Annotated in this window: 17 protein-coding genes and 1 pseudogene; 10 read left to right on the top strand and 8 right to left on the bottom strand. The window is 75.1% G+C overall.

The features are described from left to right. Nucleotides 1–1,279: molybdopterin molybdotransferase MoeA (locus tag CCE02nite_RS19605; RefSeq protein WP_141391271.1), on the bottom strand; the 1,279-nt coding region annotated here is incomplete at its 3' end. Nucleotides 1,280–1,385: 106 nt separating this feature from the next. Here CCE02nite_RS19605 and CCE02nite_RS19600 point away from each other — a divergent pair. The 3 genes from CCE02nite_RS19600 to CCE02nite_RS19590 all read left to right on the top strand — a co-directional run bounded on the left by CCE02nite_RS19600 (nt 1,386) and on the right by CCE02nite_RS19590 (nt 4,176). Further along, on the top strand, nt 1,386–2,138 hold the full coding sequence (locus CCE02nite_RS19600) for a PAS and ANTAR domain-containing protein (RefSeq protein WP_141391270.1): 753 nt from the start codon (nt 1,386–1,388) through the stop codon (nt 2,136–2,138). A gap of 39 nt (nt 2,139–2,177) precedes the next feature. Then, a complete protein-coding gene (locus tag CCE02nite_RS19595; protein WP_141391269.1) occupies nt 2,178–3,038 on the top strand; it encodes an SDR family oxidoreductase in 861 nt (286 codons plus the stop codon). A gap of 322 nt (nt 3,039–3,360) precedes the next feature. Beyond that, nucleotides 3,361–4,176 (top strand): GAF and ANTAR domain-containing protein, encoded by an 816-nt coding sequence (locus CCE02nite_RS19590; protein ID WP_255318996.1) that lies wholly within the window; start codon nt 3,361–3,363, stop codon nt 4,174–4,176. 42 nt (nt 4,177–4,218) lie between these two features. Here the strand turns inward: CCE02nite_RS19590 and CCE02nite_RS19585 are convergent, their stop codons facing one another. Continuing rightward, complete coding sequence (locus tag CCE02nite_RS19585) at nt 4,219–4,959, bottom strand: PAS and ANTAR domain-containing protein (RefSeq protein ID WP_141391268.1); 741 nt, start codon at nt 4,957–4,959, stop codon at nt 4,219–4,221. A gap of 93 nt (nt 4,960–5,052) precedes the next feature. Between CCE02nite_RS19585 and CCE02nite_RS19580 the strand changes: the two genes are divergently transcribed. Beyond that, nucleotides 5,053–5,553 carry a DUF6328 family protein gene (locus tag CCE02nite_RS19580; protein WP_141391267.1) on the top strand — a complete coding sequence of 167 codons (501 nt, stop codon included), beginning with the start codon at nt 5,053–5,055 and terminating at the stop codon, nt 5,551–5,553. 50 nt (nt 5,554–5,603) lie between these two features. Here CCE02nite_RS19580 and CCE02nite_RS19575 read toward each other — a convergent pair whose 3' ends face one another. Further along, a complete protein-coding gene (locus CCE02nite_RS19575; RefSeq protein WP_141391266.1) occupies nt 5,604–6,848 on the bottom strand; it encodes an MFS transporter in 1,245 nt (414 codons plus the stop codon). A 116-nt stretch (nt 6,849–6,964) separates the two neighbouring features. Between CCE02nite_RS19575 and CCE02nite_RS19570 the strand changes: the two genes are divergently transcribed. Genes CCE02nite_RS19570 through CCE02nite_RS19555 form a run of 4 tightly spaced genes read left to right on the top strand, consistent with a single transcriptional unit; the run spans nt 6,965 to nt 9,629 of the window. Then, nucleotides 6,965–7,669 carry a DUF1361 domain-containing protein gene (locus CCE02nite_RS19570; protein ID WP_141391265.1) on the top strand — a complete coding sequence of 235 codons (705 nt, stop codon included), beginning with the start codon at nt 6,965–6,967 and terminating at the stop codon, nt 7,667–7,669. A 33-nt stretch (nt 7,670–7,702) separates the two neighbouring features. Beyond that, the gene (locus CCE02nite_RS19565; RefSeq protein WP_141391264.1) at nt 7,703–8,401 is read left to right on the top strand and encodes a hypothetical protein; all 699 of its coding nucleotides are present in this window, start codon (nt 7,703–7,705) and stop codon (nt 8,399–8,401) included. After that, complete coding sequence (locus CCE02nite_RS19560; protein ID WP_141391263.1) at nt 8,398–9,072, top strand: DUF4352 domain-containing protein; 675 nt, start codon at nt 8,398–8,400, stop codon at nt 9,070–9,072. Before CCE02nite_RS19565 ends, CCE02nite_RS19560 begins: the two co-directional genes overlap by 4 nt. Continuing rightward, nucleotides 9,069–9,629 carry a hypothetical protein gene (locus CCE02nite_RS19555; RefSeq protein WP_141391262.1) on the top strand — a complete coding sequence of 187 codons (561 nt, stop codon included), beginning with the start codon at nt 9,069–9,071 and terminating at the stop codon, nt 9,627–9,629. Before CCE02nite_RS19560 ends, CCE02nite_RS19555 begins: the two co-directional genes overlap by 4 nt. On the opposite strand, the gene CCE02nite_RS19550 is transcribed toward CCE02nite_RS19555, so the two are convergent. From CCE02nite_RS19550 to CCE02nite_RS19545, 3 genes and pseudogenes are all read right to left on the bottom strand, one after another. Next, complete coding sequence (locus CCE02nite_RS19550) at nt 9,605–10,654, bottom strand: HipA domain-containing protein (protein ID WP_255318997.1); 1,050 nt, start codon at nt 10,652–10,654, stop codon at nt 9,605–9,607. The two genes, CCE02nite_RS19555 and CCE02nite_RS19550, sit on opposite strands and share 25 nt — an antisense overlap. Next, nucleotides 10,634–10,816: pseudogene (locus tag CCE02nite_RS21140) on the bottom strand (HipA N-terminal domain-containing protein); the annotation flags it as partial. The gene CCE02nite_RS19550 and the pseudogene CCE02nite_RS21140, both read right to left, overlap by 21 nt. A gap of 104 nt (nt 10,817–10,920) precedes the next feature. Next, nucleotides 10,921–11,184, bottom strand: coding sequence for a helix-turn-helix domain-containing protein (locus CCE02nite_RS19545; RefSeq protein WP_255318995.1), 264 nt, complete (start codon nt 11,182–11,184; stop codon nt 10,921–10,923). 174 nt (nt 11,185–11,358) lie between these two features. Between CCE02nite_RS19545 and CCE02nite_RS19540 the strand changes: the two genes are divergently transcribed. Both CCE02nite_RS19540 and CCE02nite_RS19535 read left to right on the top strand, forming a co-directional pair. Continuing rightward, complete coding sequence (locus CCE02nite_RS19540) at nt 11,359–12,318, top strand: hypothetical protein (RefSeq protein WP_141391260.1); 960 nt, start codon at nt 11,359–11,361, stop codon at nt 12,316–12,318. Next, entirely contained in the window at nt 12,315–12,755 is a 441-nt protein-coding gene (locus CCE02nite_RS19535) for a GntR family transcriptional regulator (protein WP_141391259.1), read from the top strand. The genes CCE02nite_RS19540 and CCE02nite_RS19535 overlap by 4 nt, the downstream gene beginning before the upstream one ends. Here CCE02nite_RS19535 and CCE02nite_RS20595 read toward each other — a convergent pair. Both CCE02nite_RS20595 and CCE02nite_RS19525 read right to left on the bottom strand, forming a co-directional pair. Then, complete coding sequence (locus CCE02nite_RS20595) at nt 12,744–14,195, bottom strand: hypothetical protein (protein ID WP_170227387.1); 1,452 nt, start codon at nt 14,193–14,195, stop codon at nt 12,744–12,746. The two genes, CCE02nite_RS19535 and CCE02nite_RS20595, sit on opposite strands and share 12 nt — an antisense overlap. A gap of 90 nt (nt 14,196–14,285) precedes the next feature. Then, nucleotides 14,286–14,606: a DUF4235 domain-containing protein gene (locus CCE02nite_RS19525; protein WP_141391258.1), complete on the bottom strand. Its 321-nt coding sequence runs from the start codon at nt 14,604–14,606 to the stop codon at nt 14,286–14,288. Nucleotides 14,607–14,661 lie beyond the last annotated feature (55 nt).

Genomic DNA, 14,661 nt, shown 5'->3' with positions numbered 1-14,661 from the left:
CGGCGTCGACGACGGCGAGCGCGTCGGCGTGCGCGAGCGCGCTGACGCGGTGCGAGCCGGAGCCCCGCGCCTCCGCGGGGGCCGACCCCCGGTCGCGGTGCCGGCCCGCGGGGACGACCCGGCCGCCGTCGGGCACGGTGTGCCGCACGAGCACGAGCTGCTCGCGCCCGGGCGGCGACGACCAGCCCTCCCCGGCGACGCGTCCCACGAGCGCGCGGCCCGTGCCGGGGACGCCCCGGAGGCGGTCGAGGACGGGCCGCACGAACAGCTCGAACGAGACGAACGCGCTCACGGGGTTCCCGGGCAGCGCGAGCCAGGGGACGCCGCGCCACCGCGCGAGCCCCTGCGGCTTGCCGGGCTGCATCCCGACCGCGACGAGCCGCGCGTCGTCGACCGCGCCCTCCCACGCGGTCCCGGCGCGCGTCGCAGGGTCGAGGACCTCGCGCACGACGTCGAACGCGCCCGCGCTCACGCCGCCCGTGCTGACGAGCAGGTCCGGCGGGGCACCGTCGAACGCGGCCAGCAGGTCGTCGAGGGCGGCGACGAGCGCGGCGGCGGTGTCGCCGACCGCGCCCCGCCGCACCACGCGCGCCCCCGCCGCGCGGGCCGACGCGGCGAGCAGGACGGAGTTGGAGTCGGGGATCCGGCCCGGGCCCGGATCGGTCCCCGGCGCCACGAGCTCGCTGCCGGTGGAGAGCACGGCGACGCGCGGCGCGCGGTGCACGCGCACGGTCGCGTGCCCCGCGGACGCGGCGACGGACACGTGGCGCGCGGTGAGCACGGCCCCCGCCTCGACGACGACGTCGCCGCGGCGTACGTCCTCACCCCGCGCCCGCACGTTGCTGCGCGCCGCGTCGTGGACCTCGACGATCGCGGGGCCGCTGCCAGGCGCCCCCGGCGTGAACCGCCGGGTGGACGTGCGCTCGACCGGGACCACGAGGTCGGCGCCGCGCGGTACCGGCGCCCCGGTCATGATCCGGACCGCCTCGCCGGCCCCGAGGAGGGCGTCGGTCCCCGGCGCCCCCGCCGCGACGTCCCCGACCACGCGCAGCGCGACGGGCGACCCGCTCGCGGCCCCGGCCACGTCCGCCGACCGCACCGCGTACCCGTCCATCGCGGACGCGTCGAACGCGGGCGCGTCGAGCGTCGAGACGACGTCGACCGCGAGGACCGCCCCGACCGCGTCCTCGAGCGGGACGTCCGTCGACGGCGTCGGGCGGACGAGCGCGAGCGCGTCGTCGGCGTGCTGGGCGATCGTCCGGCGGGGCTCGCGGGTCATGCCCCGCACCGTAGCGGAGCCCGGGTGCCGTCCGCCGGTGGGTGGGCTAGGTTGGGGACCGGAGTCATGAAGCGGCCCACCGCCCCCCGAACTTTGGGAGGACACCATGGCCTCGAACTCCGTGACCACCAGCCACAGCCCTGAGCAGACCACGCCCGTGCGGCCCGCAGCCCTCGCCGAGGTGCTCGCCGTGGGCACGCACCTCCTCGTGGGGCAGTACCGCGTCGAGCTCGGCTCCGGGACCTGGTGGTGGTCGGACGAGGTGTACACGATGCACGGCTGGACGCCGGGGGACGTCGAACCGAGCCTGGACGCCCTGCGCTCGCGCAAGCACCCCGACGACCGCGCCCGCGTGGTGCGGGCCGCGACGGAGGCGATCCGGTCCGGCCGACCGTTCTCCTGCGCCCACCGCATCGTCGACGGGCACGGCAAGGCCCGCTCCGTCGTCGTGACGGGGCAGGGACGCCGGGACGCGCGGGGGCGCGTCGTCGAGATCGCGGGCTACGTCGTCGACGTCAGCCCCGCCCACAAGGAAGCGCTCGAGCGCGAGTCGCAGCGTGCCGTGACGCGTGCGTTCGTCAGCCAGGCCGCCGTCGAGCAGGTCAAGGGCGTGCTCATGGCCGTCCACGGCGTCGACGACGTCGCGGCGAGCCAGCTCCTCGCCGAGGCCGCCGGCGAGGCCGGCGTCCCGGTGCAGGAGACCGCCGCGCAGGTCATGCGGGCGCTGAGCAAGGCCGGCGGGGTGGGCCCGACGGCCGAGGCGACGCTCGCGGGGGCGTTCGCCGCCGTGCGCCCGGTCGCCCGCCCGCGCGCGCACGACGCGCAGCTCGCGCGCCGTCGCGAGCCGGCGCGCTCCTGACGCCCCGGTGACCGCACCTCGAGAGGACGGAGGGACGAGATGACGGACGAGAAGGCCTTCCCGGCCCAGCAGCAGGAGCCGCCCGGCCTGACCGGGCCCATGGACCCCGCGCCCGACCACGGCGAGGAGTCGTACCGCGGCAGCGGGCGGCTCGAGGGGCGCCGCGCCCTCGTCACGGGCGGCGACTCGGGCATCGGGCGCGCCGTCGCCATCGCGTTCGCGCGGGAGGGCGCCGACGTCGCGATCGGCTACCTGCCCGAGGAGCAGGAGGACGCCGAGGAGACGGCGCGCTGGGTCCGCGAGGCGGGCCGCACGTGCGCCCTCCTCCCCGGCGACCTGACCGACGAGGCGACGGCGCGTGCCCTGCCGGGGCGTGCCGTAGCGGAGCTCGGGGGGCTCGACGTGCTCGTCAACAACGCCGGGTTCCAGATGGCGCGGCGCGAGTCGATCGAGGACGTCACGACGGACGAGATCGACCGCGTCCTCAAGACGAACCTCTACGCGCTGCTGTGGGTCACGCAGTCGGCGCTCGAGCACCTGGGGGAGGGGTCGGCGATCGTCAACAACTCCTCGATCCAGGCCTTCCAGCCGTCGACGTCGCTGCTCGACTACGCGTCGACCAAGGCCGCGATCAACAACCTCACGGTCAACCTCGCGGCCGAGCTCGGGCCGCGGGGCATCCGGGTCAACGCCGTCGCGCCGGGTCCCATCTGGACACCGCTCCAGCCGGCGACCCAGCCTGAGGAGAAGATCGAGAAGTTCGGGCAGGACACGCCCCTCGGGCGGGCGGGTCAGCCCGGCGAGGTCGCCCCGGCGTTCGTCTTCCTCGCCTCCCCGACCGACGCCAGCTACGTCTCCGGCACCGTGCTCGGTGTGACGGGAGGCAAGCCCGTGTTCTAGGACACGCAGGAGACCTCCCCGTGCGGGCCGCGGACGGATCGGCCGAGGGCCGCGACCCGCACGGGAGGGTCGGAGGGCGGGCGTACGCGCCCGCCCGGGGGCGGGTCCGCCGCGAGAGCGACGGTGCCCGTGGGACCCAGCCGCCACGCCCTGTGCGGGCGAGACGGCCACCGCCCCCGACCCGCCCGGGCGTCCTGCCCGGGCGGGGCCTCCGGCACGACCGGTGAGGCGGGCCGCGCACGTGTCGCGGTCCCGCCTCGCCCGGGTACCGGCAGCCGCGAGCGCGATCTACGCTGGGGCCGGGGAACCGGAGGAGGCAGAGATGACGAGCATCGAGCAGAGCGTCGAGCAGGGGACCGTCGGCATGCCGGCGGGGCCGGGTGCCACCGTCCCGACACCGCAGGCAGAGACCGTCGCCGGGGTGCCGGGGATCGTGGGCGGCACCGAGGACCAGAGCGTCGCCGAGCGCGTCGCCGACGCCGCCAGGGCGCTCGCCGACGAGCCGACCCTCCAGCAGACCCTCGACCGCGTCGTCGAGCTCGCCGTGTCGATGGTGGACGGGTGCGAGTCCGCGGGCGTCTCGCTCGTCACGCGCGGACGCATCGAGAGCCCTGCCGTGTCCGACCCGCTCGTCGCGCGCGGCGACGAGCTCCAGTACGAGCTCCGCGAGGGCCCCTGCCTGGACGCGGTCCACAACCACGCGCTCGTCGAGTCGGGCGACATCGAGACCGATGCGCGCTGGCCGCTGTGGGCGCCCACCGTCGCGCGCGAGCTCGGTGTCCGGTCGATGCTGTGCGTGCAGCTCTACACGTCGGAGAACGCGCACGGCGCGCTCAACATGTACTCCACGTCGCGCGACGCGTTCGACGCCGACGCCCACCACCTCGCGGCCACGTTCGCCGCCGTCGCCGCGGCCGCGATCTCGGCCGCGCGGACCGAGGAGCAGCTCCAGTCGGCCGTCCAGACCCGCACCCTCATCGGGCAGGCGCAGGGCATCGTCATGGAGCGCTACTCGCTCACGCCCGGGCGCGCGTTCGCGGTGCTGAGCCGCGTGTCCCAGGACGCGAACATCAAGCTCGTCGACATCGCGCGCCAGGTCGTGGAGACGCGGCGCATCCCCGGCGTCGGGACGGACTGACGCGCGAGGTCGCTCCCCGCACCGTCCCGCCGGCCCGACCGGTCACTCGAGCGCGCCGCGCGAGCGCTCGCCGTCCGCGCCCTCGCCCGCGAGCAGGCGGTCGATGCGACGGCGGGCGACGTCGTCGACGGTCCCGGTGCCCGTGACCGACCCGTCGACGACACCCGCGACCAGCCGGCGCGCCAGCTCTCGCACGGGCACGTTGGCGTCGTTCGAGCGACGGCGCAGCAGCTCGAACGCGTCGTCGGGCCCCATCGCGAACGCCGTCATGAGGACGCCCTTCGCCTGCTCGATCACCGAGCGGGACGCGTCCGCCGCGCGGATCGACGCCGTCGCCTCGCGGCGCGCCGCCTCCTCGTGCGCGGTCGTCAGGTCCACGAAGTACCCCACGACCGCCGCCCAGGGCGCCCCGCCGTCGAGGCGGCGGCCCTGCGCGGCCACGGCGAGCGTGCGAGTACGGCCCGTCGCGTCCACGATGCGGTGCATGGACCCGAACGGCTCCCCGGTGCGCGCCGCCTGCGCGAGCTCGCTCGCGACGCGCTCGCGGTCCTCGGGATGCTTGTGGGAGAGGACGAGCGCGGTCGTCGGGACGACCTCGCCGGGCGCGAAGCCGTGCATCTCGTACACCTCGTCCGACCACCACCACGTGTCCGTGGCGACGTCGACGCGGAAGCGTCCGACCGGCTGGGGGTCACCCGGGCCGAGCGCGGCGAGAAGGTCGGCGAGAGCCGGCGGGACGACGTCGTCGTGTTCCGTGGCGTCGGAGGGCAGGGCAGCGTCCATCGATGGGGGTCCCCGGAGATCGAGCAGGACGGAGCCGATTCCTGACCCCAGCAGAAGGAAGATTATCCCAGGGGCGGCGCGAGGGAGGACTCATTGACCAGCGAAGTCAGCGAAGTCGACGACGGACGTGACGAGTCGGCCGACGAACGCTCGGACCGGAACTGGGCAGAGCTGCTCCAGGAGCTGCGCGTCATGCAGATGGGCGTGCAGATCCTCACGGGGTTCCTGCTCACGCTGCCGTTCCAGCAGCGCTTCGCCGACCTCGACACGTTCCAGACCGGCGTCTACCTCACCCTCGTGGCGCTCGCCGTGCTGTCCACCGGCCTGTTCGTCACGCCCGTGAGCCTGCACCGCGCGCTGTTCCGCAAGCACCGCAAGACGGCGCTCGTCACGATGAGCGACCGCATCGCGCGCGTCGGCGTGCTCGTCCTCGCGTTCGTCGTCACGGGGACGGTCCTGCTCGTGGTCGACGTCGTGGTGAACCGCACCGCGGCGCTGTGGTCGAGCGGCTGCGCGCTCGTCCTGCTCGTCGGCCTCTGGTTCCTCCTCCCGCGCCTCGTCGCGCGCGGCCCGATGTCTCCTGCCTCCGCCTGACCTCGCGGACCGCGGTTCTCCCTCGTGCGCCCGGGCTCCTCTCGGGAGGGTCAGGACGAAGCGGCGGCGCGGGCCTGGACGCCGCGGCGGACGGGGCCGAGGGTGAACAGCAGGGTGAGGAGCGCGGTGAGGGCGAGGAGGGCGAAGCCGAGGCCGTAGGTGCCCTCGAGCTGGTAGACGGCGCCCATGAGCAGCGGCGGGATGAAGCCGCCGAGGCCGCCGGCCGCGCCGACGAGGCCGGTGACGGCGCCGACCTTCTCGACCGGCGCGACCTTGGCGACGAGCGCGAACGTCGCGCCCGACGACGCGCCGAGCGCCGCGGCGAGACCGAGGAACGCGATGGTGCCGACGGGCACGAGCGACGGCTGGAACGCGACCACCGCGGCGAGCGCCGTCACGGCGGCGAAGCATGCGACCGACACGGGCACGCCGCCGAACCGGTCGGACAGCGCCCCGCCGACGGGGCGCATGAGGACGGCGAGCACGACGAACCCCGCCGTGCGGGCGGCGGCGTCGGAGGCGGTGAGGTCGTAGGCGTTGACGAGGAACGTGGGCAGGTAGACGGAGAACGCGACGAACCCGCCGAACCCGACGGCGTAGAGCCACGAGAGCTGGAGGGTCGCGGGCAGGCGGAACGTGGCCCACGTGCGGGACCAGAAGCCGCCGGCGGGGGCGGCCGCGCGGCCGGGCGGGACGCGCAGCAGGAGCCACGACACGACGGCGAACACGGCGAGGACGGCGGCGACGAGGAGGAACGGCGCGGCGTCGCCCCACGCGTCGCGGATGCGGACCGTCGTGAACGCGGAGATCGCGGTGCCGCCCATGCCCATGCCGAAGATCCCGATGGCGGTCCCGCGGCGGGCCGGGGGGTACCAGGCGTTGACGAACGGCACCCCGACGGCGAACGCGGTGCCGCCGAGGCCGAGGAAGAAGCCGCCGACGAGCAGCGCGACGAAGCTGTCCGCGACGAGCCCGACGAACAGCACGGGCAGGATGGTCAGCGCGCTGACCAGGGGGAACATGACGCGCGCGCCGTACCGGTCGGTGAGTGCCCCGACGGGGATGCGCCCGAGGGACCCGACGACGACCGGCACGGCGACGAGGACGGAGACCTGCACGTCCGTGAGGTCGTAGAGCTGTCCGTACGCCGCGCCCAGCGGGCTGACGAGCGCCCACGCCCAGAAGTTCACGGCGAACCCGATCGTCGCGAGGACGAGCATGAGGGTCGGGGAGGTGGACGGGGACGTCGTCGTCGGGGCGGGCCCGGTGGTCCCGCTCGCGTCCTGCTGCGCCATGGCGACTCCTGGGAGGAGGTGCCCGTCGCCGGGCACGGGAGGTCGTTGCGTCGAGCGACTCCACGCTAACGACGCTCGTCGCGCCGCGCGCGGCGAACCACCCGTACCGTGGGGGCGTGCTCGACTGGCTCTTCGGGGGCGTGGCCCTGCTCAACGTGTACGCGCTCGCCCTCGTGGTGCTGCGCGCCCCGCTGTACCGCACGCGCCTGTATCGGCCGATGCTGCTCAACATCGGGCTGTCGATCGCGCCGGTGATCGTCCTGGGGCTGGTCGTCGTCGTCGACGCGGTGCTCATCGCGGGCGGGGCGCCGCCGTGGGCGATCCTCACGTGCGCGGTCCTCGGGTTCGGCGTCTGGCTCCTGCTCCTGCCGAACGCGGGGTACCTCGTCACGGAGCTCAACTACAGCCACCGCCAGGAGGGCGAGGACGTCCCGCTCTGGTACGACATCGTCGCCGTGCTCACGCTCGCGATGTCGGGCGTCATGAACACGCTCGTCAACGTGTTCCTCGCCCAGGCGTTGCTGGCGCTCGTGCTCTACCCGAAAGACGACGCGCCGTTCCGCCGCCCGGTCTCGTGGATCGCCGTCCTCGTCGTGCTCGCCCTGGTGTCGGTGGGGATCTACCTCGGTCGGTACGTGCGCTTCAACAGCTGGGACCTGGCCCACCCCGTGCAGTTCGTGCGCAAGCTCGTGCGCCACTTTCGCGCCCGTGGCGCGGTCCGGGACGCGCTGCTGTTCGTCCTCCTGCACACGTTGTTCTTCGCCTTCATGTACCTCGTCGTCATGGGGCCGGTCACCGCCCTGCTCGTCCGCGGGGCCTGACGCCGGCTCGGCGGTCCCCGTAGGATGCCCGCCGTGACGTCGACCGCGCCGAGGGCTGCCCGCAGCGCCCCGCTGCTCCGCGCCGTCGTCGGCACGTGGCCGCGCCGCATCGCGCTGGGGGTCGTGCTCGGGCTCGTCGTCGGCACGACGGCGGCCGGCGGGTTCGCGCAGCACGTCGCCGCCGACGCGGGCCCGACCCGCGCCGCCGCGGGCGAGCCGGTCCCGACGGGCCCGTTCGACCTGACGGTGCGGTCGTGGTCCGTGACGGACACCGTGCAGGTCTCGTCGCTCGAGGACTCCGGCGCCGACGCGTGGCTCGTCGTGGTCGTCGGCGCGCTCGACACGGACCGGGAGCCGCGCCGTCTGGACCGTACCGCCGTGACGCTCCCGGACGAGCTGCCGGGCGGACTGGCGCTGGCGGGCGACGCGGAGCCGGACCGCCCGGACCCGACGCTGCTCGTGCGCGACGCCTCGGCCTACCCCGTGGTCCAGCCGGGCCTGCCCGAGGACGTCGCGCTGCTGTGGCCGGTGACGGTCCCGGAAGGCGGCGCCACGTCCGCCGCTCCCGACGAGCCGCTCACCGTCAGCCTCCCGACCTTCCGCTACCGCGACATGACGGTCGGCGGCGGGCGCCGCTGGGCCGAGACGGGTGCCGTGGTGCTCGTGGACGCCCCGCCCGGGGACGTCCCGCCGGAGATCGTGGACCCGCCCGAGGACGAGGAGGCGTGGTGACCGAGCCCACCGTGGACCCGACGGCCACCACCGCGACCGCCGGCGAGCCTGCCCCGACGGCCGGTGAGCCCGTCGTGGCCGCGCGCCCTCGTCGGGCGCACGTGGTGGTGACCGTCGTCCTGCTCGTCCTCGCCGTGGGCGTCGGGGCCGCCGTGGCGCGCGTCGACGCGTGGTGGCCCACGCTCACGGCGACGACGTCGCGCGGCGCCGTGGGCGAGGTCGTCACCGCCGGACCGCTCCGGGTGCGCGTCGACGACGTGCGCACCGGCACGGTGCTCGAGGACGGGTTCGACACCCTGACGACCGACGGCGTCTGGGTCGCCGTCGACCTCGCGGTGTCCGGCACCACGAGGGAGGCCGGCATCGAGGTGCTCGAGCTGCGCGACGCCGCGGGGCGCGACCACGGGGCGTCGCACCGCGTGAGCAGCTCGATGATGAGCACGTTCGCGGACCCGGACGTCCCCGAGGCCGGGACGGTCCTCGTCGAGGTGCCCGCGCGGGCGCTCGACGGGGACGTCGTGCTCCGCGTGCTCACGGAGCACGACGACGCGGACGTCGACCGCCCGCAGGCGATCGCCGAGATCGACCTCGGTCGCCTGGCCGTGCCCGAGGCCGGGGCCGTCGTCGAGGTCGTCCCGCCCGCGCTCGTCCCGGGCGGGTGGGACGCATGACCGGCGCACCGAGCGTGGGATGGTGGCGCGCCAACCGCTGGTGGCTGGTCGTGCTCGTGGGCGCGCTCGCGGCGCTCGGGGCGCTCACCTGGCGTTCCGACACCGTGCAGGGGTGGTGGACGTCGGAACCACGCCAGGCTCCCGCGGCGGACGCCGAGGGCTGGGCGCAGGTCGGCGACGTCCGCGCGCGGCTCGCCGGGCTGGAGCGGGTCGACTGGCTCGACGACGGGTACGGCGACCGCATCGAGGCCCCCGACGGCTACACGCTCTGGGCCGCCGACGTGTCGCTGCGGTCGGACGCGCCCGACGCCCCGGCGAGCGAGGAGGAGACGTACTCGGCGTGCGAGGTCGTGCTGCTCGACACGGCCGGACGGGAGTTCACCGCGGGAGCGTCGGCGCTCCCGGGCATGCCCTACCCCGAGGCCCCGGTCTGCACGGGCGCCGTCTCGACCCGCAGCACGCAGTACTTCCTCACGCCGGACGACGCCGAGCCCGCCGAGGTGCGCCTCGTCGAGCCGGAGCTCCTCCCCGCCTACTGGTCGCTGCCCGCGCCGTGATCGGGTGCTCGATCCTGCCGGGCCCGCTGACCGAGCAGGACCGTGCAGGAACGGGCGACGGGGTCGAGCATCCGAGCCCGCAGCGCGCCGGCCTCGGGCTCGCCACGCTCGGCCTCGGCACGGAACGCGTCGGTCATCGCGTCGGGGAGCCGCTCGGCGAGCGCGAGGACCCTGCCGGTCACGGCGTCGGGGTCGAGGTCCGACTCCCGGGCGAAACGGCTCCACCGGTCGAGGGTGATCTGCGCGAGCTCCCGACGACCGCCCACGGCCATGGCCGAGGTGCGTAGGCCGGTCTGGTGCGTGGAGTCGTACGGTGCACCGGAGGCGACGTCGTACAGCGGGGCCAGCCTCACGGCGCTCTCAGCGAGGAGGACCGAGTAGTTCTTGGCGTGCGCGTCCGGTGCCTGGATCAAGACGTTGAAGGCCAGCGCATCGACGAACGCGTCCAGGTTGGCCCGGCGGAAGCGGCGCGTGCTCTGGGTCCGCAGCAGGTCGACGATCTGTACCGCCCGGGGACCCCCGTCGGACTCGTACTTGTCCGCCGGGTAGGTTCCCGTGGCCTGACAGAGGTCCTCCTGGTGCAGTCGCCCGAGGGCACCGGCGTCGTCACGTCGGCGGTCGTAGCGCTCGACGATCAGCGCCGTCTCGCCGCGGAACCGCTCGAAGCGCGAGAGTGCCGCCGGCAGGCCCGCGCGCCGCGCGGTCTGCAGACAGATGTGCTCGTTGAGCGCCTGGGAGCGGAAGCCGTCCACACCGGGTTTGACGATGTGGGTGGTCGCCTCGGCGCCGGTGGCCTCGTACCAGGCGTCTCCCTCGCGTCGCAGCGCGAACTTGGCTTGAGCCCCGGCCAAGGACCATCGCTCGCGCGGGGCGAGCCAGCTGGCGCCGGGGTCGGTCCGCAGCCTGGACAGCCGTTCCTCGATGTCGTCGTCGCTGAGCGCGACGAGGGTGCCCCGGCGGGCCAGGACGTCCGCTACCTCGTCCTCGGCGCAGAACTGCACGGCACCGGCGCAGTCCAGCCCCATGTGGGCCAGGAGTGCGAACGGGTTGCGGGCGGACACGTCGAGCTCGCGCGACATGGCCTCTCGGGCGGCCTGGCGCTCCGGCAGCAGCCCGTCGAGGAACGGGTCGACGACCCGCTGGGCGAAGGGTCCGCCTGCGAGGGGCATCGTCAGGGAGATCGGCGTCGACCCCGGGTCTGAGCGTTAGCTCAGCAGGTGTTGTCCGCCCCGGGTCTGCTCGAGGTCGGCGACGTGCCGCCCGTAGAGCAGCACGGCCAGGTGTCGGCTGCTCACAGGCCCTCCAGGACGTCCGCGAGACGGCTCGTCGCGCGTGGCGTCGTGGTCACGGTGAGGTCGAGCCCGAGCGTGTCGAGCGTGTCGAGGACCTTCCCGAGCTCGGCCCGCTCCGAGTGCCCGCTCTCGAGTGCGATCACCCATCGGCGGCTGACTCCGGCGCGCTCGGCCAGCTGCTGCTGGGTCAGGCCCGCGCGCCTGCGGGCACTGCGGACCGCTGCGCCGATCTGGGCGGGTGTGGTGAGGGCGATGCCGGCCATCGTGTGATGGTACGTGCACATTGGATCGAAGTGCAAGAGCGGTGACACCAGGCGGATGTGCACGATCGATAACATGGCGCGCGCGGCGGAGGTCGGACGCTGAGCGTCGGCCGCTTGACGACGCGCGGATATTTGATCATAGTTCATGATCAATACTCTCTGACGGAGGTGGACATGAGCTGGGTGTCGTGGATGCTGGGGAACCCGTTGCCGTTCCCGGTCGCCCTCGCGGTCGACCTCGCGCTGTTCGCTGCGGCCGTCGTCGCCGCGCTCCTGTGGTGGGACGGCCGACGTGCCGTCGTCCCGAGCTCGGCGGGGCGGCGCGCGGTGCGGCACTCCGCGGTGACGAGCGCCGGCTCGGGGCTGCTCGTCGCCGCGGGGATCATGCTGCCGCCGTTGTACTGGTACCTCGGGCTCGTCCCGCTCGGCGCGAGGACGACGGCGGTGCTGCCGCTCGTCGCGCTCGTCGGCGCCCTGGCCGTCCACGCGGTGGGAGAGCTCACGTGGCCCCGCCCGACGCACCGGCAGCGCCAGGCGCGGCTCGTCGCGCGCTCGACGGCCGACGTCGTCCCGACGCTCACCCGTCGCCTCGCGTGGACCTGGGCCGGGGGCGTCGCCGTCACGAGCGTGGCGTTCGGTCTCCTGTCCGACGGCCCGCGCTCGATCTCCCGCGTCGTCGGCCGGTACGAGGCGTACACCGTCGCACCCTTCCCCGGGTGGCTGTGGACGGTGCCGCTCCTGGTCGGGACGGTCGTCGCCGTCGTGGCCTCGGAGGTGGTGCTGCGCCTCGTCGCGTCGCGACCGGCGGTCGAGGACGTGGACGAGCAGTGGGACATGTGGCTGCGCCGCCGGGTCGCCCGCCGCGTCGAGCGTGCGACCCAGCTCGTCGTGGGCCTGGCGCTCGGCGGCCTGGTCGCGCTGGGCGGGCTCTCGCTGCGCTGGCTGGGGCTGGGGAACGGCGACGGGTTCCGGACGGGCCCCGGGCTCAGCCCGGGCCACGTCCAGGCCGGGAACGCCCTGGTGCTCGTGGCGCTGGCCGTCGTGGTCGTGGCGGTCGTGGTCCTGCTCTGGCCGGCCCGCGACCCCGCGCCGACGGCGGCGCCGGTGCGCGAGCCTGCGGGGGCGGTCGCGTGAGCCTCGCCGTCCGCATCGACCTGGACTCCCCGACCCCGCACTACGAGCAGCTCCGGGCCCAGCTCGCAGCCCTCGTCACCGCGGGCGACCTCGCCGACGGGCAGCGCCTGCCCACGGTGCGGGCTCTCGCGAACGACCTGGGCATCGCGCCCGGCACGGTCGCGCGGACCTACCGCGACCTGGAGTCTGCGGGGCTCGTCACGACGCGGCGACGGGTAGGGACCCTCGTGACGGCACCGGCCGCGACGCTGTCGCGCGCGGCGGTGACGGACGCGGCGGCACGCTTCGTGCGCCTGGCCCGGAACCACACGCTGACGGACACCGAGATCCGTGACGTCGTCGCGGCGGCCCTGCTCGTCGAGGGTCGGCCAGACGACGACCGGCCAGACGACGACCGGTCCGGCGACGACCGGTCCGCGACGGTCTCAGCCGGCTGACGCGCCGTCCGCCGTCGTGCCTGCCACGGCGCTGACCCCTGCGCCGACCTCGACGCCGGTCTCGGCCCCGACCCCGGTGCCGACCGCTGTCCGCGACCTGGCCACGCGCCGCGTGCGCAGCGCCGACGGCAGACCGAGGCTCGCGAGCAGCGCGTCCGCCGCGGCGGCGAGGAGCACGGTCGTGAGCACCTGCACGACGACCGTCGCGACGATCTCGAGCGGGCCGACGAGCGCGCGCCAGGCGACGATCCCCGGCTGGCCGACGACGGCCTGCGCCGCCGTGTAGACGACCTGCTCGCCGAGCGTCAGGAGCGCGAACGCGACGCAGAAGAGCAGCACGGCGCTCCACCGGCTGCGCCAGAGCATGCCGAGCGCGCCCACGAGCCCGCCGAACCTCCGGCCGGGGTCGAGCATGAGCTCCCAGGCCTTCCGCGCGCCGCTCTCGCCGAGCGTCCGGTTGAACCGGTCGACGACACGCGTCGCGCGGCCCGTGGGCTCGTCGCCGCCCTGCGTCGCGTGCGCCGGGTCGACGACGTCGATCGCCTCCACGCCGTAGACGATGGTGCCGAGGGTGAGCCAGGCGAGCGGCACGACGAGGCCGGTGACGACGCCCGCGAGGAGGAGGGACGTCGTCGGGCCCAGGGCGTCGACGAGCGGCTTGAGCACGTCGACGCGGGCGACGACGCCGTCCCACCACGTGGTGACGTCGACGACGACGACGCGCGTCGTCCACCACTCGCGGACCCGGCCGACGACGGCGGTGACGGTGAACGCGCCGACGACGATCCACACGACCTCGCAGTAGCCCGCGGCGATGCGGACGGCGGCCGAGCGCGCGCTGCGCCGAGCGTCTCCGCCCGCCGCGGACACGCCGCGGTCGACGCGCTTGGCGAGGCGCTCGAGCAGCGTCCGGGCGAGCAGCGCGCCCGCGACGACGAGCACGACGGTGAGCCCGAACCCCTCGGGGACGGGGCTCGCCGTCTCGATCCCCGACCCGGCCGCGAACGCGTGGTCGAGCGCCGCGGAGTCGATGTACGACTGCCAGTCGGACGACAGGCCGCCGTAGAACTCGTAGATGACGAGGTAGGGGACGAGGACCGACGCGATCGAGCCGAGCAGGGCCCGGACCTCGAGCCGGTCGCGCTCGGTGCGCGGCTCGCGGCGCAGGACGTGCAGCATGACGACGATGCCGACGACGGTCGCGAGCGGGGAGAAGCACAGCACGAGCAGGCCGAGCACCCCGGACGACGGCGCGACGGCGAGCGCGGCCCGCAGCGCGAGCTCGTGGACGACCTCGGCGAGGACGGCGATCGCGACGAGCGCGGGCCAGTGCCGGGCCAGCAGGCGGCCCGCGTCGGCGAGGACGCGCACGCCGGATCGCAGGACCGGGTCCGGGGGGACCGTCGTCGCGTCCCGAGGGGTCGCCGGTGGGGCCGTCACGCGCGCCAGGCTACCGGTGCGCCACCGAACCCGGGTCCGTTCCGCACGTCATGACGACCGTGAGCGACGACCCCGGGCTCGAGCGGTGGGCTACGACGCGCGTGACGCGAGGCGGGAGACGAACCGCTTGGCCTCCTTGCCGGCGAACCGGCGCGCGAGGACGCCGACGCCGGCGGCGACGGCGGCGAACGTGACGGCCGAGACGATGCCGACCTCGTCGTCGTCGAGGTCCTTCGGGGCGTCGTGACCCGTGACCTTCGCCCAGACGAACGTGACGAGCTTCTGCGCGGCCCAGCCCGCCGCGAAGGTGAGGGCGACGGTCCCGACCTTCAGGGCCAGGGTCTGCTCGGTCTCGTTCGTGTCGGCCACGAGGGGTCCTCCGTCGGTCGGGGCGCCGGTCGGCGCGGGCATGCTCCCACCGTAGTGCGAACCGTCGACCCCTCGCCCGCCCGGCGCGCGTCGGGCG

It is taken from the genome of Cellulosimicrobium cellulans (assembly GCF_006539945.1).
GTDB lineage: Bacteria > Actinomycetota > Actinomycetes > Actinomycetales > Cellulomonadaceae > Cellulosimicrobium > Cellulosimicrobium cellulans.
The sequence above is the reverse complement of the archived record's forward strand: the minus strand, read 5'-3'. Positions and strand labels throughout refer to the sequence as shown.

Bases quoted from the DNA above. Each gene is read 5' to 3' on its own strand.
- CCE02nite_RS19540 (WP_141391260.1), top strand. From the start codon at position 11,359: ATGAGCTGGGTGTCGTGGATGCTGGGGAACCCGTTGCCGTTCCCGGTC.
- CCE02nite_RS19595 (WP_141391269.1), top strand. From the start codon at position 2,178: ATGACGGACGAGAAGGCCTTCCCGGCCCAGCAGCAGGAGCCGCCCGGC.
- CCE02nite_RS19585 (WP_141391268.1), bottom strand. From the start codon at position 4,959: ATGGACGCTGCCCTGCCCTCCGACGCCACGGAACACGACGACGTCGTC.
- CCE02nite_RS19555 (WP_141391262.1), top strand. From the start codon at position 9,069: ATGACCGGCGCACCGAGCGTGGGATGGTGGCGCGCCAACCGCTGGTGG.
- CCE02nite_RS19575 (WP_141391266.1), bottom strand. From the start codon at position 6,848: ATGGCGCAGCAGGACGCGAGCGGGACCACCGGGCCCGCCCCGACGACG.
- CCE02nite_RS19600 (WP_141391270.1), top strand. From the start codon at position 1,386: ATGGCCTCGAACTCCGTGACCACCAGCCACAGCCCTGAGCAGACCACG.
- CCE02nite_RS19545 (WP_255318995.1), bottom strand. From the start codon at position 11,184: ATGGCCGGCATCGCCCTCACCACACCCGCCCAGATCGGCGCAGCGGTC.
- CCE02nite_RS19590 (WP_255318996.1), top strand. From the start codon at position 3,361: ATGACGAGCATCGAGCAGAGCGTCGAGCAGGGGACCGTCGGCATGCCG.
- CCE02nite_RS19525 (WP_141391258.1), bottom strand. From the start codon at position 14,606: ATGCCCGCGCCGACCGGCGCCCCGACCGACGGAGGACCCCTCGTGGCC.
- CCE02nite_RS19550 (WP_255318997.1), bottom strand. From the start codon at position 10,654: ATGGGGCTGGACTGCGCCGGTGCCGTGCAGTTCTGCGCCGAGGACGAG.